Genomic DNA, 24,884 nt, shown 5'->3' on the forward strand with positions numbered 1-24,884 from the left:
GAGGGACGGGAACCAGTGGCCAGCGAGAGCTGGTAGCACTACACCAAGGGAGGAATACGAAGGATGATTCCGCACATTTCAAGAAAGCTGGCACTCGCGTGTGTCACATCTACCATCGCAATCGCAGCCATGCCGTCGGCGGCGCTGGCGCAAGACAGTGATGCATCTGAAGAAGCAACCTCAGAAAACGACAATGTCATTGTCGTGACGGCTCAGCGCCGAGCTGAGAACCTCCAGGACGTGCCCGCATCGGTTTCAGCCCTCAATATGGCGCAGCTTGAGGCTCGTCAGATTGCCGACACCAATGATCTCACGTCGCAGATCCCGGGTGTCGTCATCACAACAGGCACAGGGACATCGTCGTCGGCGCGCATCTTCTTCAGAGGTGTTGGCGAAGATGAATCGCGCGGCGCAATCGATCCCGCCGTCGGCATTTATATAGACAATGTTTATCTGGGGCGGACGGTTGGATCGCTCGTCGATCTGCTCGATGTAGAGCAAGTCGAAGTTTTGCGCGGCCCTCAAGGCACCCTCTACGGACGCAACACCAATGGCGGCGCGATCAAGTTCACCTCAGTTCGACCGCAGCTCGGCGAAGATTCAGTTTCGGCTGATTTTGGCTACGGCAATTTCGATCGCATTCAGGCGCGCGGCACCGTCAATCTGAGCATTGCAGACTCTCTCGCGGTTCGCCTCACCGGCCTCTACAAAGAGCGTGATGGCTTCCATACGCTCAACCCAAATGGCGATTTTGCAGGGCAAGCCGGAACCGAGGTCGGCGATGAGCAGGTCTTCGCTTTCCGCGGCAGCCTGTATGGCGAGATGAGCGACAATTGGAGCGTCTTAGCGATCTTCGATTACACCCGGGACGAAAGCGATCCTGTGCCAAGCTCGCTTGCCGACAGCAGCACCAATCCAGCCATCACCACCGACGTTGACCAGGACATCTTTACAATTGAACCAGCCGCCGGGGTCACTTGCTCCGCGCTTACTCCGGTCAATTTCCAGCCTATTGGCTGCGTGACCGACTTTGACAGCGAGGTTGAATCCTATGGCGCTTCGATCCAGTTAACCGGTGACTATGACAGTTTTTCGATCACTTCGATTACCGCATTGCGGGCATTGCAGGACGATTTGTCGAGCTTCATCAGCTTTCCATTCTTTCAACAGACCGAGCAGGACCAATTCAGTCAGGAGCTGTTGATCAACACGAATTTTGACGGTCCGTTCAATTTCACCGCTGGTGCGTTCTACTACAATGAGACGGTCGACCTTGATTATGTTTTCGTTTTCCCGTTCGAAAATGACGTGGAAACCGAGAGCTTCTCGCTCTTTAGTCAGGCTACTCTCGATGTCACCGATGCACTGACCCTCACCGGGGGATTGCGTTGGACCACCGAAGACCGGGAATTTGTCGGCAATGCTGGCGGACCTCTAGCTGGGTTTGGTTCGAATATCACCGGAGAGGCTGATACCGATAACGTCACCTGGACAGCCAAGGTCGACTACTCGCTGACCGAAGACATTCTGTTCTATGCGTCCTATTCGACCGGCTTCAAATCCCCCGGTTTCTCGCCCGACTGCTTCAGCCCAGTCGCCTGCTTCCGCGCAGTCGATGAAGAAAATCTGGACAGCATTGAAGGCGGCATACGCACCCAGTTCTGGGACGGCCGCGTCACGTTCAACGCGACATATTTCTACAATGACTATGATGATCTTCAGATCAGCGGAACCTTGCCAACTGGCGGCTTCACCCGGATCAACGCCGGCGAAGCGCGCATTCAAGGGGTGGAGGTCGAAGGCCAGATTGAACCGATCGATGGCCTGACCATTTATGGCAACGCCAGCTACCTTGATGCCGAATATCAAGAGCTCAATGTTGCACAGGCCGGTCTTCTGACTGCAAGTTCCATCGACCCTGCCACTGGCGATGTGACCGCGCTGGGGCTTGCATGCCCAGCTGGCGCTCCGCTGACGGAACAGGCTATCATCGATTGTGCACTTGGCCTGGATCTCAAAAATGCTCCAGAGTTTAAGGCACTGTTGGGCTTCAACTATGAGATCCCCGTCGGAAATGGCGAGGTGTTCTTGGGCGGTGATGGTGCTTGGGAAGATGACACGTTTGGTCTGGTGGCCAACGTGCCCGGCACCGAGCAAGAACCAGGGTTCCGCCTTGATGCGCGGATCGGTTACCGCACGGATCGTTGGCGCTTCACAATCTGGGGCAAGAACCTTACGGACCGGGAGTATTTCCGCGCCAACACCTTCAATGCACCGACTGGACAGAATCAGGTGTTCGCCGCGCCACCTTTGACCGTTGGAGTGGATGTGGGTTTCACCTTCGACTGAGATGCAGATCAAACTCATCTCCAGATGCCGAACTCTGCTCGCAGGGTTCGGCATTCTCGTTTCGGCAACCGCTCCTGCTTTGGCGGGTACGGCTGCTGGATCCCAGGTTGAGCCATGGGCCGAAGCACTTGTTTCGGTTTCGGAGTTTGGGCCTGCCACCCGGCTCTTGCGCTATGCAGGTGGATGGCGGTTGGTAAATTCCGGGGAGATGGATTCAAGCCAGCTTGCCTATTGGCGATTGGATGAGACCGCTTCAGGAGAATTCGAACTGTGGTGCGCACCAGAAGCTGACACCGGCTGCATCCGCTTCATCCGTTTGTCGGGGGTAGAGCAAGAGCCGATCCGCCCAGCCGCACGCGCTTGGGACACTGGAGGAATCTACTCGATCATGGTCCGGAGCGACAATGTGCCAGCGCTCTATGATCAAGCGCTAAAGCTCGGCTGGTGGGCCGAAAGCCCTCCCATCCGATTCCAATTCGGCACCTCTGATCTTCGAAACGTGGTACTAACCGGTCCGCATGGCATTCATCTCGCGGTGTATGAACGGATTACGCCCGACTTCACCGCCTTCCCGGTTGGGAGGATCAGCCAGGGTTTCAATTCCATGCGCATGGTTCGTGACCGTCCTGTGGCGCGCGACTTTTACCGCGATATGCTAGGATTCGACATACTGTTCGACAGCGACCGCGAACCAGCTGAGCCAGCGTTTTCCAACTTCGGCATCCCTTTTAACCACACCCCACAAATTGTTCGCGCCGCCGCCGCGCTGCAGCCCGAATTGCCGGGCGAGACGGGCCGGATCGAGGTGATGCAGATCACCGGCTTCACCGGACATGATCATTCAGACAAAGCCTCACTGCCAAATCTCGGTATTATATCGGTGCGCTATCCCGTTCGCGATTTCGCGGCCTATCGAGAGAGCCTCAAAGCAAAGGGCATTGCCTTTGCATACGAAGCGCAGGATGTTGTGATATCTGGTATTGGTTCAGTCGATCTGTTCGCCGTCCGTGATCCAGATGGAAATTTGACGGAGTTCTATAGTGCAGGCGAATGATCAATCCGCAGAGAGAGGCGAGTTTTCGAAAGGTTGGACTATCCTGCTTGCCGGGGTGCTCGGCGTCGCTTGCGGTGCATCGCCGATCCCATTCAACGTTATCGGCTTTACTGTCGATCCGCTGATTGCTGAGTTTGGCTGGACCCGCACCGAAATCCTCTTCCCAATCACGATCTTCGGCGTGACTGCGAGCCTGCTTGCGCCCCTCTTTGGATCGCTTGCAGATACACATGGGGTGCGCAAAGTGGCCTTGTGGTCGCTGATTGCCTTTGGGCTGTCCTTTGCAGCGATTAGTTTCACGCCAACCGCAGCAGCAACGTCGACGCTGTACACCTACTACGCGCTCTGGATGCTGGTCGGACTGGTCGGAATTGGATCGACTCCGGTTACGTGGAGCCGGGCGATCAACCTGTGGTTCTTCAAACATAGGGGCCTAGCGCTCGGCATTCTGCTGCTCGGCACCAGCCTTGCTGCCATTGTGGTGCCAAAGCTCGCGGTTTGGGCAATCGAGACGCAAGGCTGGCGCGCGATGTTCGCCATGGTTGCCATGCTGCCGCTGTTCGTCGCGCTGCCCATTGCCTTCTTCCTGTTCCGCGAACCACGCCCCGAAGAACGCCCCAAAGCTATCGAAAGCGCGAGCGGCAAGCTTACAGGGGTCGAGCTTAAAGCAGCGCTCAAAGACTATCGCTTTTGGCTGATCTGGCTCTCCATCGCGATTATCGCGACCGCGTTTGGCGGGGCCTTCATCAATATGCCAACTATGCTGGGTGATCGCGGGATCAGCCAGCAAGACGCAGCGAGCGTTATGGGCATCCTCGGCATCGGAATTCTCACAGGCCGGGTTGCGACGGGGGCTTTGCTCGACCGTTTTTGGCAGGGCTTCGTCGCTTTCCCGCTGCTTTGTCTTCCCGCGTTCTCGTGTTTCATCCTGCTGAGCGGCGATGTCACATTTGTGATGGCCGGTATGGCAGGATTCCTCTTAGGCTTCGCCGCGGGCGCAGAGAGCGACCTTATCGCCTATCTTACCGGCCGCTATTTCGGCATGGCGCATTACGGCAAAATCTACGGCATGCTTTATATGCCCTTTGGCCTCTTCAGCGCTTTGTCACCGATCATCTACGCTTACGTGCGCGATACCACCGGAAGCTACGACCCAATCCTACAAGTGGCGATGTTCGCCTTTGTGATAGGTGGCGGATTGCTGCTGTTCTTGGGCAAATACCCCGCTGAGTTACCCGAGGCCGAAGACGACACTTCCGCCCCCTCCCCTGAATTGGAGCCTGCTTGATGGCCAGCCTAGCCTCCACATCCAACGGCCTAGTTGCCAGCCTAAAAGCGACCGGCGCTGAGGTCCTCGATGACCCAGCAAGCCTCGATTTCTACGCCCACGACATCTACGATCGCGGCGCTGATCTTGCGGCAGTGGTTCGACCAAAGGACAAGCACCAACTCGCAAGCGCAGTCAAAGCGGCGACCGATGCCGGACACCCCGTGGCCCCGCGTGGCGGCGGGATGAGCTACACCGGCGGCTACACACAAGTTCAGGCAGGCGCGGTCCTCTTTGACCTAGCGGAAATGAACCGCGTGCTCGAAGTCGACGATGTGTCGATGACGGTCACGGTTGAAGCAGGCTGCACTTGGGCGGCGCTTAAAGAGCGCCTCGCTCACCATCATTTGCGCACGCCGATGTGGGGCACGCTTTCGGGGCTCAAAGCGACAATCGGCGGCGGGATGAGCCAGAACGGAATTTTCTGGGGCACGGGGCGATACGGCTCGGCTGTGCAAAGCTGCAACTCGCTCGAAGTCGTCCTTGCTGATGGAACACTGCTGAACACCGGAAAGAAGCACACTCGCCCCTATGGCCCTGACCTCACTGGTCTCTTCCTTGGCGACACGGGTGCATTGGGCATCAAGGCGACAGTCATGCTAAGGCTCATCCCGGAAGCAGACTTCCATGCCTATGCCAGCTTCGCCTTTGACGATGCAGCGGGGTGGTTTGCCGCCGCCACTGCAATCGAGCGGCAAGGCATCGCGACCGAGTGCTTCGGGTTTGATCCCTACCTCAACGCCATCCGCATGAAGCGCGACAGCCTCACCAGCGACGCCAAGCAGCTGGTCGGCATGATGAAAAAGCAGGGCGGCGTTTTGAAAGCCCTCAAAGAAGGCGCAAAAGTCATCGCAGCGGGTCGCGATTTCTTGAAAGACGCGAACTTCTCTCTCCACATTCTGGCCGAAGCGCGCATTCAAGCGGCCGCCGATGCCGATGTCGAAATCGCACGGCAAATCGTCGCCCAATATGGCGGGCGCGAAGTTGAGAACACGATCCCCAAGATCATCCGCGCCAATCCGTTTGGACCGCTGAATTCCATCCTCGGCCCCGACGGTGAACGCTGGGCACCGATCCACGGGCTGGTTTCTCATGGCCGCTCTGCAGAGTGCTTTGCCGCCTTTGAACGGTTGTTCGCAGAACACACCGATGAGATGGAGCGGCTCGGTGTTCACTACGGCACTCTTGTAGCTGCTGTCGGCGGTGCGGGCATGGTGATCGAGCCGTGCCTCTATTGGCCCGATGCGCGCAATCCGGTGATCGAGGACACGATTGAAGCGGCGCACCTCAAAAAGCTGCCCAAGCATAAGCCCAATGCCGATGCCTGGGCGCTGACACAGAAACTCAAGGCTGCGATTGTCGACATCTTCTACGACCACGACGCCGCGCATTTCCAAATCGGGCGGACCTATCGGTACCGCGACAGCCTTCATCCACGCGCAGATGCGTTGCTTAAGGCGGCAAAGGCCGAACTTGACCCCAAGGGCATGATGAACCCGGGATCGCTTGGATTATAAATGGCGTTAGAGCTTGATCGAAGGCGGGCATTAGCCAGTTCCATTTTGACTGGTGGCCTTCTGGCTGCAATGGCAAGCGCGGCTCCGATTTCGGCTGTAAGGGGCCAAGAAAAGAGGGGAAAGCCGGAAGGCGAGAATATGAGCGACACCTCAACCTATTCAGCAATGGCGATGCAGCTGACCGCACGCTCGCTCGAACGCCTGCCGGATGCTGCAGCGGCGCGGGCGGCAATCTTGGAGCATATCGCGGAGATCGAAGGACAAATCCGCACCAGTTCGATCTTTGTCGCGCAATACTCTGGAAAGCCGGTGAAGCTGGTGGTGCTCCCGGAATATCTGTTCACCTCCTATCCCGGGCGTATCTCAATTGAGGACTTCGCCGCCCGTGTCGGCTTTGCTGCCAACGGCCCAGAGTACGAAGCACTCGGCGGTGTCGCCCAGCGTTTGGGAATGTTCCTTGCGGGCAACGCCTATGAGACCGACGGAGCCTTTCCCGGCTTCTATTTTCAGACCTGCTTTATCGTCGCGCCCTCGGGTGATGTGGTGCTGCGCTATCGCCGCCTGTTGTCGATGTTTGCGCCAAGCCCCCACGATGTCTGGGACGCCTATCTCGACAAATATGGGCTCGACGGGGTGTTCCCAGTCGCGCAGACCGAGATCGGCAACCTCGCCCCGATTGCCTCAGAGGAAATCCTCTATCCTGAGATTGCGCGCGCTCTGGCTCTGCGTGGTGCAGAGGTGTTTTGCCATTCGTCGAGCGAAGTCGGCTCACCCATCGCGACCAACAAGGACATCGCCAAACAAGCGCGCGCGTTTGAAAACCTTGCCTATGTCGTCTCCTCCAACACCGCCGGGATTTCGGGGACCGCGATGCCGCTTTCAAGCGCGGAAGGAAACAGCCAGGTGGTCGATTGGAAAGGCCGCGTGGTGGCGCAAAGCGGCGACGGCGAAACCTTCACCGCATTCTCCACCATCGACCTTGGCGCGCTTCGCGAGGCTCGCCGCACCCCGGCGATGACCAACTACCTCGCCCGCCAGCGCCCCGCTCTGTTCGCTGAGGCCTATGCCGCAGCCGCTGAACCTTTTCGTGGTCCCAATGGGATGAGCGACGGAGGCACTCCCGCGATTCCCGACCGCGACTATTTCCGCCGCGCCCAAGCCGAAATCATTGAACGCCTTAGCAAGGCGGGAGTGATCTGATGAAGCACCGTAATGTGCGTGGCAAAATTCGCTATTCCTCGATGAAACCGGGGATGGAGGGTCAGGAGCGCGGGCGCGAATGGTTCAACTTCTCGCACCACGAAGATGGCTCAGTCATCATGAGCGCGCAGTGCGAGATTGAAGAGCCGGATCCCACGGTCCTTCGCAATATCACCTGTCACATTGGTCCTGATCGAAAGCCGCAGAACCTGTTGGTGCATTTGACCTTGGGCGATGAGTTCTTGGGTTCAGGCTGGATGCGCTTTGACCAAGCCTCCAATCAAATTGTGTGTGAGAGCTTTGGCCCCGGCATTGGGCGCAATTCAGAGACCCGCGAGGCAGTCGAGTTCGACGCCTTCGGTACGCACCCGGTTGTCGGCGACGGCTTCACCACCCGCCTGATGGATGTGAGCAAGGGCCCGCACAAAAGACGGCTCAGATTCTACCTCCCCTCCCCCGATCACCGCGGTGCAACCGCCCCGCAGATCGCCTACCTCGAAATGACGATGGAATATGTTGGTGAGGTGGAAAAGACGGTCGAAGCGGGCACTTTCCAGTGTCGTCACTACCGCTATGTCGATGACAGCGATGACGGTATGGGCGGCACGCGCCACCCCGATATGAACATGTGGGTGACCGCCGATGACGATGCAATTCTCGTCTATTCAGCGATCGATGGGTATATGATGAACTGCTACGAGCTCGTCGAACTGGAGCGGTAAGTCAGCGCTCTATTTGTTCGACACCGTCCGCCGGAAATTCCGAAACAAAGGTGTTGTCGCCGACCTTGCCCACCATATCTTCGCGAAGCGGTGCCTCTGGGTAGACCCGCACGCTGTAGTCGCCTGCACTGGGGTTTTGGCGCAAGGGTAAGATGGTTTCCTGATAGGTCTTGCTGTACCAGAATGCGCGGGCGTTTTCGAGGCAGGGGAAGCGGACGTTCAAGGTGGTGTGGCGCGGATCCTCGGTCCCGTCAAATATCTCCAAAGTGCGCGGGATATTGAGGTAATATCCGCCCAGTTCCTCGTAGATTTTGCTCTCTGCGATGGCGCGGGCGTATTGGCCCATGCGCTCGCGATCGAGGGTAAGGCCGGTGACGACCATGATGACAGGTTGGTCACAGGTCGCTTGCGGCGGGGGTCCAGCACGCTCGGTCTCGCTCTGTGCCATTGCGGGCCCAGCCAAAAGCAGAACAACCGCTGCAAGGGCGCCAAATCTCATCATCCCTCGATCCTTTTCTCATCGCACAAGGTACGCTTCCATGGCTCCTTGCCCTTAAACCACTGCCAAGTGCGCGCGCGGGTTTGCGCTTCCGGAAAGAGGCCAATCATTTCGACATAGCATGCGCCCGGGACATCCAAGCGGTCAAGCCGCAGCATGATCGTGTGTTCATGTGTCTGCCAGCCATAGCCGGAGAAGCGGTCGGTGTCCCAAATGAGGCGATCCCCAACAAGTTTTCCGCCGAACTCAACATGCATCTCGCGTCCATCGGCCCAATTGATCCAATTGTGCTGTACGTAATACCATTCGCCCTCCTCCGGAAATTCGCAGCGGGTTTTGACGCGGCGTTCGTCCAGCAATTGGCCGTCCAGATCAATGTCACGATACCAGCCGTCCCAATACCCCTCGTGCAGCAGCATTGCGGGCATCGCCGCCTGCAAATCTGCACGGTGACCCATCAACCTTGCCCTTCGCGGTAGGCGTCGATGGGGAGCGCTTGGCCGGTCTGCGCGATCATGGCTCTATGCCGAAGGAAGCGAAGGAGACCTTCATCGCCCATACGGCTCGGCCCAAGGCCAGAGGTTTTGCGCGAGTGGTTGGTCGCATCGTTGACCATGGTCGTTAGCGCTCCATCTTGAAGGCTAATTGCTCCTGCTTCAAGACACGCCCCGACCTGGACAGCCTCCTCCAAAGAGCCAGCAAGCACAGCAGCAGACAAGCCATAAGTCGTATCATTTGCAAGCGCGATGGCTTGTTCAAGATCATCGCAGATCTTCACCGGCAGAACCGGTCCAAAGGTCTCGTCGCGCAGTACGGCCATATCCGGAGTTACGTCCGCGAGAACAGTGGGACGCAAATAGTTTGCGCCACCTAGCTGCTCCACTTTTCCACCAGTGAGAACTCGAGCACCTTGGGACACAGCCTCTTCGATCTGTGCCTGTACTTTGCCCGCTTGATCCGGGAAAATGAAGGGTCCGATATGGCCCTGTTTTGGATCGGGGTAAGTGATTTCGACTTGCTCTGCCGCTTCGACCAGAGCCGTCAGGAACGGCTCAGCAATCTCTCGTGCAACAAAGATGCGCTCAATCGACTGACAGGCTTGTCCAGTGGCCACGATTGAGGCGCGCAAGGCAACTCCGGCTGCCCAGTGCGGATCAGCGCTGGCGGTAACGATCATCGGGTCTTTGCCGCCAAGTTCGAGGTTCGCTGGGATGAGCTGCCGCGCAGCCGCCTCAGCCACTTTACGCCCGGTCGCGGTTGAGCCGGTGAAGCAGACGTAGTCGACCTCTTCGATCAGAGCCTGCCCCACCTCTGCACCGCCCATTACATAGGCGAGCGGCAATTCGGACACTTCTGCGAGCACCTCGCGCAACGGCTCAGAAAAGCGCGGGGTTACTTCGGATGGTTTCACCAAGGCCGCACAGCCCGCCATCAGTGCGGGAACCGCATCGATATGGCTGAGGATCACCGGGAAATTCCACGGAGCGATTGCGCCAAACAGAGGATAGGCCGAATAGTCGGAGCGTATCTCAAAACCCGGTGTGGCGGAGGGTTTGCTTACGCGATCCAGCCCAACGAATAGCTTCGGCCCAAGCTCGGCCCAACGACGAATATTGTTAGAAAGCGCCTCAACCTCAATCCAGGAGATAGCGTGGCGACCCGTGTCGACAGCGAGCGCCTCCGCGATCGGGCCTGCCGCCGCATCGACGGCATCGGCGAACTTGAGCATTACTGCAGCTCGACCCTCTGGACCGAGTGCCTCCCATGCGGGTTGCGCATCTCTGAGGCGCGTGGCCTCTGACGCTATCTCAGCTCGCGAATTGACCGCAAATTCGTAGTCCGCCTCGCCAGTGCGCGGGTTATGCGCTCTCATTGTTGAGCTTCCCATTCGGCAACTATCTCCGCCCCCGGTGCAATCCACGCCTCAGCCTGATTGGCAAGGTCTGCGAGCAAATCTTCGAGTGCGCTAACTCGATAGGGTTGGCCGATGATGTAGGGTGTCAGGTGGATTGGTAGCATCCGTCCGCCACCTTTGGTGTAGGCCGTCCCTTTCGCCTCAGCGGCGAGCCAGTCAAAAGCATCGCGCATCATCTGCGCCCAGCCTTGCGCTGAATGCTGCTGCGTTGCGATAATCATGCGGTCGGAGAGTTCGGTGTTGAGCGGCAGGTTGATCAGGCCGTTCCTGAAGCGATAGGGGAGCTCATCGTTCACCCAGTCGCAGGTGTAGGTTAGGCCATGCTCGGCGATCAAATCGGCGGTGCACCAGCTTTGCGAACGCGCGATTGAGTACCAGCCGTTCGGCTTAACCCCGCTCGCTGCCTCAAGCCGGGTAAGGCTATCCGAGATCAAAGCGCGCTCTTGCGCCTCTGGCAAATCCGAGGTGATCGTCCCGTTCATATCCGTTGAATGGGCGATAATCTCATGGCCATCGGCCAGCACCGCTTCGATCAGCTCAGGATAGCGCTCGGCCACAGCCGCATTGGTCGCAAAGCTTGCTTTCACACCGGCGGCCTTAAACGCCTCCAGCATCCGCCACACGCCGACCCGATTGCCATAGTCGCGCACCGTGTAGTGGCGGTAATCGGGATAGGGCGTGACCATATGTCCCGGCGCGCGGAAGGGTGTGTCTTCGGGCGTTATCGGAAACCACTCAAGGCTGACGCACAGCCAGACCGCAACCGATTTGCCCTCAGGCCAAGTGACCGACGCACGCTCATGCATGTTCGACCAGTCGTAAAACTCATGATCATAGCCTTCGCGGCGATGCGGATAGGTGGTGTAGTTGTCCGGAAGGCTCATTGGGCTGCCCTCCAATGGTCAACAATCTCGCCTGCTCGCGCCTTCCAGCAACGCGGATCGGCAGCGATATGGGCGAGCGCATCTTCAAACGGGCCAATGCGGTGTGGCTGACCGATCAAATAGGCGTGCAACGGGATACACATAACCGTCCCAGAGCCGGTACGCTCGCCTTCCTCGGCAAGCCGCTCATACTGTTGGATCAGGCAATCGGCATATTCGCGGCCCGACATGCCATAGACGTTGAAGCCGTAGTGGTCGTTGACCTCTAAGCTATAGGGGATCGAGGCGAGCTCGCCCCCGCCCCCTTTAGTCGCGACCTTCACCTCCTGCACTTGGTCATCGTGATACAGGTCGCAGGTGTAGGTGAAGCCATACTCAGCCAGCAGATCAAGCGTGCGCGGTGTGTGAGTCAGCGCAGGGGCAAGCCAGCCGCGAATGCGCTGTCCTGTGGCACGCCCCACCGTCGCAATCGAATCTTCGATGATTGCGCGCTCTTGAGCCTCGGACATGCCGTAGGAATAGCGCGTGTTGTAAATGCCGTGGCTGAAGAACTCCCAACCTCGCTCTGCTCCATCAGCGACAACCTCCGGGTGATGATCGCAAAGGGCCACCGACAGGCTGACCGAGCCCGGAAAGCCATGACGGCTCATCACATCGGCCATGCGCCAATGGCTCACCCGGTTTGAATGATCGCGGTAGGAATAGCCAACGACATCGGGATGCGCTTTGGACCAGGGTTTACGCTGCGGGTTCGCAGGCGGATCGATCTCGTAATACTCAAGATTGGGCGCGACCCACACCGCGCAAGTTTTGCCTTCAGGCCATGCGAGCTTTGGGCGGGCCCTATAGGGGGCATAGTCATAGAGTCCGGGATCAGGTGCACCTTCCTGCATGGCCTTATCGCGCCTCCAGCCATTCAATCACCGCCTGCACCGGTTCCACATCGGCATATTTCAGCTGTAGGTCGGTGAGGTTGGCGAAATGATAGCTCTCATGCTTGTCGGCGCAGGTCTCAATCGGAACGATGGTGCGATAGCCATGGCTCAGTGAATCCACCGCCGTTGCCCGCACGCACCCGCTGGTCGAGCCGCCGGTCACAACCACGGTATCGACCTTGTGAAAGGTGAGATAGCTCGCGAGCGGGGTTTCAAAGAAAACGCTCGGCATCCGCTTGGTGAATTGCAGGTCGTCAGGCTCAATCTCGCAGCGTGGGTCGAATTTGTGACGTTCAGATGCGTATTTGATGTTCTGCAAGCTGTCCTCAGTGTCGGTGCGCGTGCCCCAAACACCTGCATCGCCCGCGTCCTCTTTGTAGGCGACCCTGCTCCAGATCACCGGCACGCCCTTGGCGCGCGCGAGCCGGCTGATCGTGTTGATATAGTCGATCTGTTTAGGGTCGGTTTCGTAGGCGGTCTTAAACAGATCCGTGCGCGTATAGGCTTGTTGCACATCGACATTCACAATCGCGAGTTTTTCGCCGAAGCCGAATTTCCTGCGCGCCGGATTAGCCATGACCGCTTCGAAGAGCTCGCGCGCGGTCTTTCCCTCTTCAACCATTTTCGTGCCGACCAGATCGTTCATCCACTGCCCTCTCGATTCTGCTTTGACGCAAACAATAATCGCCCTTAGGAGGTTGTCGAGTAGAATTTGTCCGGACAACTTTGGAGGAACAATGACTGTCGCGATCACCCGTCATATGCTGACCATTCCGAAAACAGGGCGGCGAGTGCATTATCGGTGCTGCGGCAATGGGCCGGCGCTGCTGATGGTCCATCAAAGCCCGCGCTCAAGCGCCGAATACGAAGCGTTGATGCGGCAATGGGGAGAACATTTCACCTGTATAGTGCCTGACACTCCTGGTTTTGGACAGAGCGATCCCTTGCCCCAGGTGAACGGCGATGATCCGGAAATCAATGACTTTGCGGACGCGCTTTGCGAATTTCTCGATGCGATGGGCATTGCACGTTGCCCCGCTTATGGGTTTCATTCGGGTGGAATCATCTTGGTCACTGCTGTTAAGCGCCATCCTGAACGTTTCGAATGCCTTGCGATTGGAGGCTATGGGATCTGGACCGACGAAGAAATGCAGATCTTTGGCGAAAGATACCTCCCGGAATTTCATCCAAGTGGTTTCGGTGAGCATCTGGCCTGGCTATGGAACCGCATACTCGAACAAAGCTGGGTCTTTCCTTGGTTCGACACCCGCGAGAAGGCTCGCCTCCCGGGTCCACACACGAAATTGGCCAAGATCAACCAGTCGGTTCTCGACATGCTCAATGCGGGCAACCATTACCGCGCAGGTTATGGCGCTGTGCTGCGAGCTCCGCGCGACATTCCCGATACGAATGCCAAAGTGCCGCCCTGCTTAATCACCGCCTACGATGGCGACCCGCTTCAAGAGCATATTGATCGATTAGGAGACATGCCTGACGGATGGAGCGCTAAAAAGGTAAAGACAGAAGCCGACCATGAATCGGTGTCGTTGGCATTCCTGATTGAGCAATACGATGCATCGGCAACAACCGTACGACTTGTAGAAGACACTAACCAGGGCTGGCTTGCGCTCAAAGAAGGGCTGATCCATTGGAAAGGTGAGCGTGGGGGAAAGCTGATACTCCACGCACCAGCCAGTGAAATGAGGGAGCCGGGCCCCGGAGAGCTCACCATCGACCTACCCGGCCATGGTCAATCCGATCAGTTTTCCGACTTGGAGTCGGTGATAGAGGCGATAGCAACTGCCCTAGATGCGACAGAAGTGATCTGGCCCAATCCGCCCGCTGGCGACCCAGCGCTGCTCTATCCCGACCTTGAACCTGATCGCTTTGGTCAATACCTTCAACGCGCCTGGGCGGTCGCCCGTGCCGAAGTCTTTTTCGAACCCTGGTATGAAGTGAATGATTTGCATACCATCCCAATCGATTCGGCAAAGCTAGCACCCCACTCGCTGCAATCCCGAACCAATGCGCGCCTGCGCGCCGGAAGCAATGCACGGCGCTGGCACGAATTCCTCTTATCCCGCAACGGAGCCCCAACTTGACAACCTTCACCGAATTCACCGAACGAATGCCGTTGCTCGCCCGCCATGAAGGCGTGTGGGATGGCACCTACACCTACTTCAATGCACAGAATGAAAAGGTGGACGAACATGCCAGCCGTTTACTCTGTCGTATGACGGGCGATGATGACACCCCCTATCATCAAACCAACTATTACACCTGGCCGGATGGAAAGACGGAAATACGCGATTTTCCCGCTACTTATCGCGATGACCGGATCTGGTGGGACAATGAGTTAATCCAAGGTTGGGCCGCCGAGGTGCCCCTCGACGAATACAACCGCACAGTGATGTTGTATTGGCAGCGCACCGGCGATCCTTCGCTTTATCTTTATGAGCAAATCCAGATCTCTGACGATGGTCAGAACCGCTGCCGCACATGGCATTGGATCCGCAATGGTATGCTCGAAACCCGCACCGCCATTCAGGAGACTTTCGTCACCAAAGATTGGCACAGCATTGATGAAGAGATGAAGGCTAACGCCTGATCAAAAGCCCCATGGCACAGACACTGTTCGATAAGATCTGGAACCAGCATACGGTCGCAGTTAGCGATGGTGGTTCGGCCTTGATCACGATTGACCGCGTGTTTTTGCACGAGCGCACCGGGGCAGCCGCGCTGAAGCGCATGGCGGAGATGGGCCGCGCAGTTCTCGACCCAGCGCGCGTTTTTGCGGTTATGGATCACATTGTCGACACGCGCATCGGGCGCGGTGACGACACGTTAATGCCAGGGGGCAGCGGCTTTATCACTGAAACCCGCGCTGCGTGCCGGGAGGCTGGCATCCGGCTGTTCGATGTGAACGACCGCGATCAGGGCATCGTCCATATCATCAGCGGTGAGCAAGGCATTGTCCTGCCAGGACTTACCCTAGTCGCGCCCGATAGCCACACCTGCACACAAGGCGCGTTTGGAGCGCTGGCTTGGGGCATCGGCTCTTCCGAAGCCGAGCATGCGATGGTCACGAGCACTTTGCGACTCGAGCGGCCGAAGACGATGCGCGTCCGATTTGAAGGCGAGCTATCCTTTGGCGTCACTGCCAAGGATATGATCTTGACCCTGATTGCTCAGCATGGCGCAGGCGGAGGGGCTGGTCATGTGGTTGAGTTCGCCGGAGAAGCTGTCAAGGCGCTCGACATGGAAGCGCGTATGACGCTGTGCAATATGGCTACGGAATTCAGCGCAATGACCGGTATCATCGCGCCTGATGCGAAGACGTTTGAGTATGTAAGCGGGCGCCCGCTAGCGCCTGCCGACTTCGACGATCCTGCATGGGCGGAATTGGTCAGCGATGCAGGAGCCAGCTTCGATCGTGAGATCACAATCGACGCCTCACAAATCGCCCCGATGGTGAGTTGGGGCACGAGCCCAGAGCAAGCGATTGCAATCGATGGCAAAGTGCCGGGTGGCCCTGCCCGGGCTCACGAATACATGGACCTTCCGGCTGGTCAAACCCTCGAAGGCATCGCCCTTGACGCCGCCTTTATCGGCAGCTGCACCAACTCGCGTATCTCCGACCTTCGTCGCGCGGCCAGCATCTTGCACGGTCAGCATATCGCGCCCTCAATCAAGAAGGCGCTCGTCGTCCCGGGTTCACTCGCGGTGAAACGCCAAGCCGAAACGGAAGGGCTCGATAAGGTCTTCGAAGCCGCTGGGTTTGAATGGCGCATGAGCGGGTGCTCTTTGTGCTTTTACGCAGGCGGCGAAGGGTTCCCCGAGGGCAGCCGCACCATCAGCAGCACCAACCGCAATTTCGAAGGCCGCCAAGGCCCAGGCATCCGCACCCATATCGCCTCGCCCGAAACAGTCGCGGCAAGTGCGATTGCAGGGGCGATTGCTGACCCACGAGCCTATGCGAAGGAGAAAGCGTAATGACCGCCTTCCCGCAGCCATTCTCTTCAATCGCCGCACCGCTGATGCGCGACAATGTTGACACCGACACCATCATCCCCAGCCGCGAAATGCGCTCAACAGGCCGCGATGGGCTTGCGGATGGACTGTTCGCGCCGTGGCGCTACGTGGAAGCGGATGCTCGCGAAGAGAACCCAGAGTTCGTCTTGAACCAGCCCCCATATCGCGATGCAAAGCTGCTTCTGACGGGCGCAAACTTCGGCTGCGGGTCAAGTCGCGAACACGCCGTCTGGGCGCTCGCCGAATGGGGCATCCGCACGATCATTGCTGAGAGCTTCGCGCCCATCTTCCGCAACAATTGCGTGCGCAACTTTATTCTTCCGATCACTTTACGTCGGCCCTTGGTAGAAGACCTAGCGGGCGCAGAAGTCGCCATCGATTTGTGCGATCAGACCATAAGCTGCGCTCGCACATCTTACCCTTTCGAAATCGATGCCGAAGCAAAGCAGATGCTCTTGCATGGGCTTGATGCCATCAATCTAACCCTCAAACAGTCCGACGCCATTCACGATTGGCTTGCAGCGGACAGACCTTCGCGGCCGTGGGTCTATTTGGAGCATACGCAATGACCGACATTCTCATATCCGAAGTGGGACCGCGCGATGGGTTGCAGTCTATCGACCGAGTGATGCCGCTTGAGGCCAAAAAGGCGTGGATTGCAGCCGAGGCCGCCGCTGGCGTGCGTGAGATCGAAGTCGGAAGCTTTGTGCCCCCCAAACTCCTGCCGCAGATGGCGGACACCGCTAAACTGGTGGCATTCGCCAAGGAGATCGACCGACTGGCAATTGTCACGCTCGTGCCCAACGCCAAGGGCGCTGAACTCGCTGTTGCGGCAGGTGTCGATGCAATGAGCATCCCCTTCTCGATGAGCGAGACCCATTCGATCAAGAATGTGCGCAAGGATCATCCCGCCATGCTCGAAGAGATCGCCAAAGCAGCCACGATTGCGAAGGATGCCGGGGTCCACTTTGCCGTCGGATTATCGACCGCATTCGGCTGCACACTGGAAGGCGCGGTGAGCGAAGAGCAGGTAGTGCGCCTCGCTCAGAAAGCCGCCGAAGCGGGCGCGCAGGAGTTCAGCCTGTCCGACACCACCGGCTACGCAGACCCCGCACAAGTCCGCCGCCTCACCCGCAAGGTCAAAGCAGCGGTAGGCGACGACATGCTCACCACTCTCCACCTCCACAACACACGCGGACTGGGGCTCGCCAATGTTGTCGCGGGACTTGAGGAAGGGATCACCACTTTCGACGCCTCGCTCGGAGGCCTTGGCGGATGCCCCTTTGCTCCAGGCGCAAGCGGCAATCTGGTGACCGAGGATCTGGTGCTGATGCTCAATTCGATGGGCTGCAAAACCGGGGTTGATCTTGAGAAACTCCTGCAAGTGCGCAGCATCGTCGAAGATGCTCTCCCCGGCGAACCGCTCTACGGCTTTACACCCGATGCAGGGCCGATGCTCGATTACAACCAGAGGATTGCAGGATGAGCTCCCCTACCCCTCTTGCTGGTATCAAGGTCGTCGAGTTTACCCACATGGTGATGGGTCCAACGGTGGGTCATATCCTAGGAGGGCTTGGCGCGGAGATCGTGCGAGTGGAGCCGATTGGCGGCGACCGCACGCGGCGCTTACTCGGGTCAGGCGCAGGCTATTTCCCGATGTACAACCGAGGCAAGCAGTCGATCTGTCTTGATCTCAAGAGTGAGGAAGGGATCGCGGTTGCCAAAGACCTGATTGCCAAGGCTGACGTGCTGGTCGAAAACTTCCGCCCCGGCGCGCTCGACCGGCTGGGGCTCGACTATGACAGCTGTTCAAAAGGCAATCCGGGCCTCGTTTATGCATCTGAAAAAGGTTTTCTCCCCGGCCCCTATGAAAAGCGCACAGCGTTAGACGAGGTCGCGCAGATGATGGGTGGACTTGCATACATGACCGGGCAGCCCGGCAAGCCGACACGCGCTGGCGCAAGTGTGATTGATGTGACCGGCGGCATGTTTGGCGTCATCGGCATTCTCGCCGCGCTCGAAGAACGGCACCGCACCGGCAAGGGACAAAAGATCACCGCGAGCCTATTTGAAACCACGATATATCTCGTCGGACAACATATGGCGCAATATGCGGTGACCGGAACGCCCGCTGCCCCCATGCCAGCGCGGGTGTCGGCCTGGGCAGTCTATGACGTGTTCGAAACCCGCGATGAGCCAGTCTTTATCGGAGTGGTCACCGACGCGCTTTGGGAGAAGTTTTGTAAGCTGTTTGGGCTCGACGATCTGTGGGCCAATGAGAATTGGCGTGAAAACAACGCGCGGGTGCTTGCCCGCGATGAGATCATCCCGCAGATCCGCGCTCTGATCGGCACCATGACCGCCGCGGAAGTGATCGCCAAGCTTGATGGCTCGGGTCTACCCTTTGCACCCATTGGCAAGCCCGAGGACATGTTCGACGACCCGCATCTCAATGAAGGCGGCTTGGAAGATGTCACACTGGATGATGGGACGCCGGTGCGTCTGCCCACCATCCCGCTTGAGATGGATGGGAAGCGGATCGGAGCACCGCAGCAATTGCCGCAACCCGGAGCGGATGCACACGCGGTATTGCAGGCGCTTGGCTATAAAACCGCAAAAATTGACGCTCTGATCGAACAGGGTGCAGTGGGAGGAAAGCAATGAGAGCATTAATTCTGGCAGCCAGTCTGGCCGTCCTTGTGGGCTGCGATGCAGCGACCGTGCCCGGCACTGACGCGGCGCAAGAGGACTCCGAGCAAGCTACTATTCGCGCGATGGAAGGCGTCGACATAACCGAGCGCCTGCCCACTGACGTGCGGCGCGCCTCAATCATTGTGCGCGATATGGAGAGGAGCCTTGAGTTCTACCGTGACGTGCTGGGGATGGAGGTCAATTACGACACTGAGGTTGAGCTTTCCGGCAGCAATCTTCCTGTCGGCTCGCCCGGCACCAAGGCGCGGCTTGTCCTTCTTAACGGCAACGATCCTTACCTTGGTTGGGTAGGCCTGCTCCACCCCTATGACCCTCCGCTTGAAGGCGCAGATGAGCCCTATCCGACGCGGCTTGGTCCGGGCTCAGCGTTGCTGGTGGTCAACACCGATGATGCCGAGACAACGTGCGAGGCTGCGACCAAGATCGAGGGTGTGACGATGACCGGACCGACGCGCTTGCAGGTTTATCCGGGCCGCGATGGTCGCCCTGACATCAATGTACGCGGGTGCAATGTGTTCGACCCCAACGGTGTTGCAGTCGAGATCAACCAACTGCTGGACTAAAGGCTTTCGAGGACCTGCTGCGCGGTGGTCTCAGCCGCCTCGTCGAGCACTGCTCTGGTGATGTCTAATCGCTCCACAAGCGTGGCATTCGGGATAAGCGAGGCGGCGCGGCGGGTAGCGTCGAGGAGCATGGAGTGGGTCGCGATGACGGTTGCGGGGTGCTGCACCGCCGCAAGCCGCTCCTCAACCGGGTAGGTGAAGCCTGCATGGAACCCAGTGTTCATCGCTTCTCCATGGCGCAAATGCTCAACGAACATTTCGAAGCTGCGTGCCATGCCTTGGCTCTCGACCCGGCGTGTGATGCCGCGTTCCCAAGCGGAGGCTAGGCTGGCGAGATCCGCGGTGAAACCCGGCGGGTTGGTGCTTTCGGAAAGCTGAGCCTTGCGGGTCTCAGCATCGAATGCAGGCACATCGATCAACAACAACTGACGCACAGATTGCGGAGTGAGAAGCGCCAATTCGCAAGCGATCAGGCAGCCAGTGTGAAAGCCGAGTAGATCAACAGGTCGGTCAAGGGACAGGCATTCGATTACACTGTCCATCGCCTCGGCGTAGTCGTGAACGGTGGCATCCAAGCGATGCTGATCCGAGCCGCCATGCCCGGGATAATCAGGTGCGATCACACGCCTTTTTTCGGCCAGGAAAGGCATGATTTTGGCAAAAGCGAGGCCACTAAAGGGCGCGGGATGCAGGCAGATCAGATCGGGTTCGGGGCCGATCTCACCGCAAGCACGCCAATGCACCTGACCAAAGGGCCCATCTGTATAGCCCTTTGTAATCAAGCTCACGAGACGCCGCCCTCAATACGCTGCACTTGCGCCAAATAGCGACGCCGCGTCATTGGCATCATCGCGAGCGGAATCAGCGCAAAGATGAAGGGCACACCAGCTACAGCAAATCTCAGATTGTCCTCCCCAAACACTTGGCTCGAAAGCTCACCCACCACGATTGGGCCGAGTGACCCGAACCAGCTGATCGCGAGATAATACAGCGCGACGATCTGTCCCCGAATCTGAGCAGGGGTGATAACCAGCAATGCCGTCACACCAATGGCCGAGACGATGCCAATCCCCACGGTGTTCAGACACAGCACTGCGAACGCGGACCATGCATCGGGCATAAACATCGGTAGGGCGGCAGTGGGGACCATGATGAAAAAGCCGATATACATCAGCCGCAAGGCGGCATCTGGCACCCCTTTTGAGGTCCATTTGTCAGAGATCGTCCCCATCAACATCATATTGATCGGCCCGATTATGAGGAGGGCGATGCCATTGACCGTGGCATAAGTTTGCGGCGACCAGCCCCATGTCCGTTCAAACACCGGCGCAAGAAAGCCCTGACTGTAGGCAATCGCCGTCATGCAGCACACGACCATGACAAAGCCGAAATACAGCGCGAAGTTGTCCAAGATGTACTTGAACGCGTCGCCGATCCCATTGCCTGCAATCACCTCCTCGCTGGTCTGGGCTGGTCTTCGAGCAGGTTCACGTATGAACAGGAAGAGCGCTGCGAAAAAGAGCCCCGGCAAGCCGACCACGATCAGCGTGAACCGCCATGGCTCCAGCTCTCCGAAAAGCGGTAAACTCTGGTTTCCACTAGCTGCCGTCCACGCAATCACCGCGCCTGACAAGAGCGAGGCGAGCCCCGCACCAATCGGCAGAGCGCTGGAGTAGAATGCGATCGGTTTGCCGCGTTTCTCTGGCGGAAAGCTGTCTCCGATCATGGAGAATGTCGCGGGGCTGAGGGTTGCCTCCCCGACCCCCACGCCCATGCGTGCGGTGAACAGTTGGAAGAAGTTCTTGGCGGTACCCGTTGCAACTGTCGCAGCCGACCATAGTGCCATGCCGATGGCTACAATCCATGTGCGGCGACCTCTGTCGATCAGCCAGCCCATAAAGATCCCGACAAAGCCATAGACCCAAGTGAATGCTGATAGGAGCCAACCAATCGCCCTGTCAGAAAGCCCGAACTCCGCTTTGATCGGCTCGATCAAGAGGCCGAGAATGTACCGATCAACAAAGCTGAAGATGTAGGCAAGTGTCAGCAGCAGAACGAGAAGCCAACCAGCGGCGGCGCTAGGATAAGCTTTCGTTTCGCTCTGTTTTTCGCCTTGTGTTTCACCTTCAGAGCTCATCCGGCGCTCTCCGGAAAGTTGTAGATCACAATCAGATTGTCATCGAAATCGACGATCCCGATCTCTCGGCCAATGCGGCCATCCGCGGTCTTAAGCACTTCCTCCTTGTAGACAGTCAAGCCTAGATCGCTCGCGCCTGCCATCACAGCATCGGGATCGTGGGTTTCGAGCACAATTGCACTACGGCGCGGATACGCCACAGATTTCATCGCCACGCTGCCAATTTCGGTTAGAGCCATGATGCGCCTCTGATTGGGGAGATTCAACGTGACAAAACCCAGCTTTGCTCCTTCAGGGATCTCGAAAATAGGCCGTGAATAGCTCTCCGGATTATCGCCCAGCCGGTATTCGATCTCGAAACCCAAGACGCCCTCATAAAAGGTTAGCGCACGGTCGAGGTCAGCAACAACAAAATTCGCTCTTTGAAAGCGGACGGGGGCCTTTTCACTTACAGCCATTCTTCGGGTTCTCCACGCACTGAGCAGCATTGGACGCCGACATTGGCGCCATAGTATAGGTTGGCGAGGGCCCGGGGCATGGCCGAAAAGCCCTCTTCGATGTCTTGCACGGGCGTCAATCGACCATCCGAAATCCAGCCGGCGATGTCCTCCATCACCTCTTCCCAACGGTCCAAGTGATTGTAGACAAAGAAGCCGCGCATCACGGCATCGGTGGCTCTGAGCCGCGTGTAGTTGGAGAGCTTGAAAGGCTCTTCGCGGGTATACTCGCTGATCGAACCGCACAGGACGACGCGGGCATTCATCCGCAGACGCTCAAGGCACGCCTCCAACGTCTCTCCGCCGACATTGTCGAAGTAGAGATCGATGCCTTCTGGCCTTAACTCATCAAGCTTGGCCTCGGCATCGTCTGCCTTGTAATCAATCGCCGCGCTGCAGCCGTGTTCGCGGATGAAAGCGCATTTCTCCGCCCCGCCGGCCATCCCCACAACGTCGCACCCCACGACGTTGGCCGCCATCTGGCCGACCATTGAGCCAACGCCGCCGGCCGCACCGGACAGAACCATGCGATCGCCTTCGCGAGGGGAGCCGCATGCGAAGAGCCCGGCGTGTGCCGAAAGGCCAGTCATGCCGAGCACACCCGCGCCAAGTGCTGCCGGGAGTCCATTATTGGGCATGCGAAAGAACTTTTCTTGGGAAGTCATGCGGCTGACTTTGTAGGTCTGCCAGCCCATCTGCCCTTGGACCACCTCGCCTTCGCGCCAATCGGGATGTCGCGACTTCACAACCTGCGCAACGCCGCGCCCGTGGATCACATCGCCAATGTTAAGCGTCGCGTCCCCGGTGCGAGCCGTGCCCGCCATATACATGCGCATAACGGGTGCGAGGCCCAGGTAGTGAGTGCGCAGCAACACCTCCCCCTCGGCAGGCTCAGGGATGGGTTCAATATGCAGTCCGAAATCGCCGGGCCGGACATTGCCATCGGGCCTTCGCGCAATGCGCCATTGGTGGTTTACGTCCTCATCGATTGGCTGCACCAAATGCGTGTCAAATTGAGAAAGGGCTTCGGGCAAACTCACGCCTCGTGGATCCGAAGCACCTGATTCACTTCGAAGAAATTGCCATCAAGATCCCAGAAACTCGCGCCCATCATGTCCTTTTGGCGACCATCAGCCCCCGTAACGGTCCACTCCTCGGGCTCTGCATGGACCCTTGACCCCGCAGCACGCGCCCGTTCAACCGTCGCCTCAGTGTCCTCCGAAACCACCACAAAGATAGGCGTTCCAAAGGGTATTTCGGTTGGCAACTCTTCTGGAATGTCGTTGCGCAAAGGATCGACCCATTGCAGCAAACCGATCATCCCGATCTCGTCATGCTCGGCCTGCATGATGACAAGGCGGGTTTGATCGCCCTTTTTGCCTGATGCCAGCTGATTGCCAGAGAGTGTGAAGGGCGTATCCATCCAGCGCGTCATGCCAAGCACACTCTCGTACCACCGCGCCGCCTTCTCCGCGTCCCGCACCATCACGGTCGTGCGTTTGATAACGTCGATGCCCGAACCCTCAGCCATTGAGCGCCTCCGCAACGCTTGGGGCCTCAATCAGCAAGACTTGGCAGTCGGCAATATCCTCGCGCAGCTTCTTGACCTCGCCATATTCGGGGCTGTCCCAGAACGCCTTGGCGGTCTCTTTGTCCGGCCATTCGGAAATCACCATCGACGCCCCGTCGCCGAAATTGCCTTCGAGCAATTCCGCACCCGGTCCGCGCAAGATGTAGCGTCCGCCAAACTTTGCAACGAGCGCGCCAGCGGCAGCGCCGTAGCCTGAGATAAAGGCGTCGCGGTCAGCAATCTTGGCGGTGACAATCATATAGGCTGGCATTGGGGTTCCTTACCTTCGTGCTATTTCATGCTGGCAGCAAGAGCGGCGGCTTCGTCAGCGCAATAGTCGGACTGGCAGCGGTTATGGATGATGTATTCGCCCGGTTTTGAGCCCCAGATCGGGTTCATCGCCTCATCAAACCCGCGCTCTGACGTCGCATAGACGCCTTCGTGATAATACCCGTCCGCGCCTATCCGAATGTTGGCTTGGCGACGCTCGGAGAAGATCTTGCAAGTCGCAGGATCGACCTTGCCGCGCCAGATGCCATCCTCCCCCTGATGCCAAACCTGATCGCAGCCATCGGGCAAAGCAGGCTCGAGATCCTCCATCGAAATCTGATGCAAGATTTCAGGGTTTTGCCAGACATCGACGAAACGCTCTGACTCCTTGAACACAAAGCTGCGCTGGGTGACCTTGCTGCGATCCTTGGAAACCGTGAGCTGATGCAAACGCTGGCGGTAGAGCTCTTGATCGTCGCCGGTGTTCAACTGGGTGTAGAACCAAAGCCCCGATGCCTCGAATGTCTCATAGGGGCCAAAGCGGCGGTCGATGATGGTGGTCTCGCGATTTTCAGGCGCAGTGGCATAGCTGCCTGCGACTTTGGCCAGGAAGTCGAGTACCTCAACGTCAGCCTGTCGATCCAAGGCCAGTGGATCAGGTCCAGCTAACGCAGTCTGCGAGAGCGCCAAGCCCGCGTAAA

26 protein-coding genes are annotated in these 24,884 nt (G+C 58.2%); 13 read left to right on the top strand and 13 right to left on the bottom strand.

Features of this window, described 5'->3' with window-relative positions:
• Nucleotides 1-63: 63 nt before the first annotated feature.
• The 6 genes from Q0778_RS06395 to Q0778_RS06420 all read left to right on the top strand — a co-directional run bounded on the left by Q0778_RS06395 (nucleotide 64) and on the right by Q0778_RS06420 (nucleotide 8,169).
• Nucleotides 64-2,349, top strand: coding sequence for a TonB-dependent receptor (locus Q0778_RS06395; RefSeq protein WP_298308649.1), 2,286 nt, complete (start codon nucleotides 64-66; stop codon nucleotides 2,347-2,349).
• A 1-nt stretch (nucleotide 2,350) separates the two neighbouring features.
• The gene (locus Q0778_RS06400; protein ID WP_298334937.1) at nucleotides 2,351-3,403 is read left to right on the top strand and encodes a VOC family protein; all 1,053 of its coding nucleotides are present in this window, start codon (nucleotides 2,351-2,353) and stop codon (nucleotides 3,401-3,403) included.
• Nucleotides 3,390-4,691: an MFS transporter gene (locus Q0778_RS06405; RefSeq protein ID WP_298308642.1), complete on the top strand. Its 1,302-nt coding sequence runs from the start codon at nucleotides 3,390-3,392 to the stop codon at nucleotides 4,689-4,691. The genes Q0778_RS06400 and Q0778_RS06405 overlap by 14 nt, the downstream gene beginning before the upstream one ends.
• The gene (locus tag Q0778_RS06410; RefSeq protein WP_298334939.1) at nucleotides 4,691-6,247 is read left to right on the top strand and encodes an FAD-binding oxidoreductase; all 1,557 of its coding nucleotides are present in this window, start codon (nucleotides 4,691-4,693) and stop codon (nucleotides 6,245-6,247) included. The genes Q0778_RS06405 and Q0778_RS06410 overlap by 1 nt, the downstream gene beginning before the upstream one ends.
• A 138-nt stretch (nucleotides 6,248-6,385) precedes the next feature.
• Nucleotides 6,386-7,447 (top strand): nitrilase-related carbon-nitrogen hydrolase, encoded by a 1,062-nt coding sequence (locus tag Q0778_RS06415; protein ID WP_298334941.1) that lies wholly within the window; start codon nucleotides 6,386-6,388, stop codon nucleotides 7,445-7,447.
• A complete protein-coding gene (locus Q0778_RS06420; protein WP_298334943.1) occupies nucleotides 7,447-8,169 on the top strand; it encodes a hypothetical protein in 723 nt (240 codons plus the stop codon). The genes Q0778_RS06415 and Q0778_RS06420 overlap by 1 nt, the downstream gene beginning before the upstream one ends.
• A 1-nt stretch (nucleotide 8,170) precedes the next feature.
• Here Q0778_RS06420 and Q0778_RS06425 read toward each other — a convergent pair whose 3' ends face one another.
• Genes Q0778_RS06425 through Q0778_RS06450 form a run of 6 tightly spaced genes read right to left on the bottom strand, consistent with a single transcriptional unit; the run spans nucleotide 8,171 to nucleotide 13,048 of the window.
• The gene (locus Q0778_RS06425) at nucleotides 8,171-8,671 is read right to left on the bottom strand and encodes a DUF1330 domain-containing protein (RefSeq protein ID WP_298334945.1); all 501 of its coding nucleotides are present in this window, start codon (nucleotides 8,669-8,671) and stop codon (nucleotides 8,171-8,173) included.
• Nucleotides 8,668-9,126: a hypothetical protein gene (locus Q0778_RS06430; protein ID WP_298334947.1), complete on the bottom strand. Its 459-nt coding sequence runs from the start codon at nucleotides 9,124-9,126 to the stop codon at nucleotides 8,668-8,670. The genes Q0778_RS06425 and Q0778_RS06430 overlap by 4 nt, the downstream gene beginning before the upstream one ends.
• Entirely contained in the window at nucleotides 9,126-10,541 is a 1,416-nt protein-coding gene (locus tag Q0778_RS06435; protein ID WP_298334949.1) for an aldehyde dehydrogenase family protein, read from the bottom strand. Before Q0778_RS06435 ends, Q0778_RS06430 begins: the two co-directional genes overlap by 1 nt.
• Entirely contained in the window at nucleotides 10,538-11,467 is a 930-nt protein-coding gene (locus Q0778_RS06440) for a polysaccharide deacetylase family protein (protein ID WP_298334951.1), read from the bottom strand. The genes Q0778_RS06435 and Q0778_RS06440 overlap by 4 nt, the downstream gene beginning before the upstream one ends.
• Complete coding sequence (locus tag Q0778_RS06445; protein WP_298334954.1) at nucleotides 11,464-12,360, bottom strand: polysaccharide deacetylase family protein; 897 nt, start codon at nucleotides 12,358-12,360, stop codon at nucleotides 11,464-11,466. The genes Q0778_RS06440 and Q0778_RS06445 overlap by 4 nt, the downstream gene beginning before the upstream one ends.
• A gap of 4 nt (nucleotides 12,361-12,364) precedes the next feature.
• Nucleotides 12,365-13,048: an isochorismatase family protein gene (locus Q0778_RS06450; protein ID WP_298334956.1), complete on the bottom strand. Its 684-nt coding sequence runs from the start codon at nucleotides 13,046-13,048 to the stop codon at nucleotides 12,365-12,367.
• 91 nt (nucleotides 13,049-13,139) lie between these two features.
• On the opposite strand from Q0778_RS06450, the gene Q0778_RS06455 reads away from it, so the two are divergent.
• Genes Q0778_RS06455 through Q0778_RS06485 form a run of 7 tightly spaced genes read left to right on the top strand, consistent with a single transcriptional unit; the run spans nucleotide 13,140 to nucleotide 19,709 of the window.
• A complete protein-coding gene (locus Q0778_RS06455) occupies nucleotides 13,140-14,504 on the top strand; it encodes an alpha/beta hydrolase (RefSeq protein WP_298334959.1) in 1,365 nt (454 codons plus the stop codon).
• The gene (locus Q0778_RS06460) at nucleotides 14,501-15,010 is read left to right on the top strand and encodes a DUF3598 domain-containing protein (protein ID WP_298334961.1); all 510 of its coding nucleotides are present in this window, start codon (nucleotides 14,501-14,503) and stop codon (nucleotides 15,008-15,010) included. The genes Q0778_RS06455 and Q0778_RS06460 overlap by 4 nt, the downstream gene beginning before the upstream one ends.
• 11 nt (nucleotides 15,011-15,021) lie before the next feature.
• On the top strand, nucleotides 15,022-16,395 hold the full coding sequence (locus tag Q0778_RS06465) for a 3-isopropylmalate dehydratase large subunit (RefSeq protein ID WP_298334963.1): 1,374 nt from the start codon (nucleotides 15,022-15,024) through the stop codon (nucleotides 16,393-16,395).
• Nucleotides 16,395-17,003, top strand: coding sequence for a 3-isopropylmalate dehydratase small subunit (leuD, locus tag Q0778_RS06470; protein WP_298334965.1), 609 nt, complete (start codon nucleotides 16,395-16,397; stop codon nucleotides 17,001-17,003). The genes Q0778_RS06465 and leuD overlap by 1 nt, the downstream gene beginning before the upstream one ends.
• Nucleotides 17,000-17,920, top strand: a complete 921-nt coding sequence (locus Q0778_RS06475; RefSeq protein WP_298334967.1) for a hydroxymethylglutaryl-CoA lyase — start codon at nucleotides 17,000-17,002, stop codon at nucleotides 17,918-17,920. Before leuD ends, Q0778_RS06475 begins: the two co-directional genes overlap by 4 nt.
• Nucleotides 17,917-19,098 carry a CaiB/BaiF CoA-transferase family protein gene (locus Q0778_RS06480; RefSeq protein WP_298334969.1) on the top strand — a complete coding sequence of 394 codons (1,182 nt, stop codon included), beginning with the start codon at nucleotides 17,917-17,919 and terminating at the stop codon, nucleotides 19,096-19,098. Before Q0778_RS06475 ends, Q0778_RS06480 begins: the two co-directional genes overlap by 4 nt.
• Nucleotides 19,095-19,709, top strand: coding sequence for a VOC family protein (locus Q0778_RS06485; RefSeq protein WP_298308591.1), 615 nt, complete (start codon nucleotides 19,095-19,097; stop codon nucleotides 19,707-19,709). The genes Q0778_RS06480 and Q0778_RS06485 overlap by 4 nt, the downstream gene beginning before the upstream one ends.
• Here the strand turns inward: Q0778_RS06485 and Q0778_RS06490 are convergent.
• The 7 genes from Q0778_RS06490 to Q0778_RS06520 are packed head-to-tail and all read right to left on the bottom strand — an operon-like array spanning nucleotide 19,706 to nucleotide 24,873.
• Nucleotides 19,706-20,497: an alpha/beta hydrolase gene (locus Q0778_RS06490; RefSeq protein WP_298308588.1), complete on the bottom strand. Its 792-nt coding sequence runs from the start codon at nucleotides 20,495-20,497 to the stop codon at nucleotides 19,706-19,708. The genes Q0778_RS06485 and Q0778_RS06490 overlap by 4 nt on opposite strands.
• On the bottom strand, nucleotides 20,494-21,846 hold the full coding sequence (locus Q0778_RS06495) for an MFS transporter (RefSeq protein ID WP_298308585.1): 1,353 nt from the start codon (nucleotides 21,844-21,846) through the stop codon (nucleotides 20,494-20,496). The genes Q0778_RS06490 and Q0778_RS06495 overlap by 4 nt, the downstream gene beginning before the upstream one ends.
• Entirely contained in the window at nucleotides 21,843-22,304 is a 462-nt protein-coding gene (locus tag Q0778_RS06500) for a VOC family protein (RefSeq protein WP_298334970.1), read from the bottom strand. Before Q0778_RS06500 ends, Q0778_RS06495 begins: the two co-directional genes overlap by 4 nt.
• Nucleotides 22,295-23,341: an NADP-dependent oxidoreductase gene (locus Q0778_RS06505; protein WP_298334971.1), complete on the bottom strand. Its 1,047-nt coding sequence runs from the start codon at nucleotides 23,339-23,341 to the stop codon at nucleotides 22,295-22,297. The genes Q0778_RS06500 and Q0778_RS06505 overlap by 10 nt, the downstream gene beginning before the upstream one ends.
• Before the next feature lie 38 nt (nucleotides 23,342-23,379).
• Nucleotides 23,380-23,874, bottom strand: coding sequence for a VOC family protein (locus Q0778_RS06510; RefSeq protein WP_298334973.1), 495 nt, complete (start codon nucleotides 23,872-23,874; stop codon nucleotides 23,380-23,382).
• Nucleotides 23,867-24,184 (bottom strand): DUF1330 domain-containing protein, encoded by a 318-nt coding sequence (locus Q0778_RS06515; protein WP_298308572.1) that lies wholly within the window; start codon nucleotides 24,182-24,184, stop codon nucleotides 23,867-23,869. Before Q0778_RS06515 ends, Q0778_RS06510 begins: the two co-directional genes overlap by 8 nt.
• A 20-nt stretch (nucleotides 24,185-24,204) precedes the next feature.
• The gene (locus Q0778_RS06520) at nucleotides 24,205-24,873 is read right to left on the bottom strand and encodes a chromophore lyase CpcT/CpeT (protein WP_298334975.1); all 669 of its coding nucleotides are present in this window, start codon (nucleotides 24,871-24,873) and stop codon (nucleotides 24,205-24,207) included.
• Between the last annotated feature and the right edge of the window lie 11 nt (nucleotides 24,874-24,884).

Origin of the sequence: uncultured Erythrobacter sp., from assembly GCF_947502395.1 — a bacterium.
In the GTDB taxonomy this organism is placed as follows: Bacteria; Pseudomonadota; Alphaproteobacteria; order Sphingomonadales; family Sphingomonadaceae; genus Erythrobacter.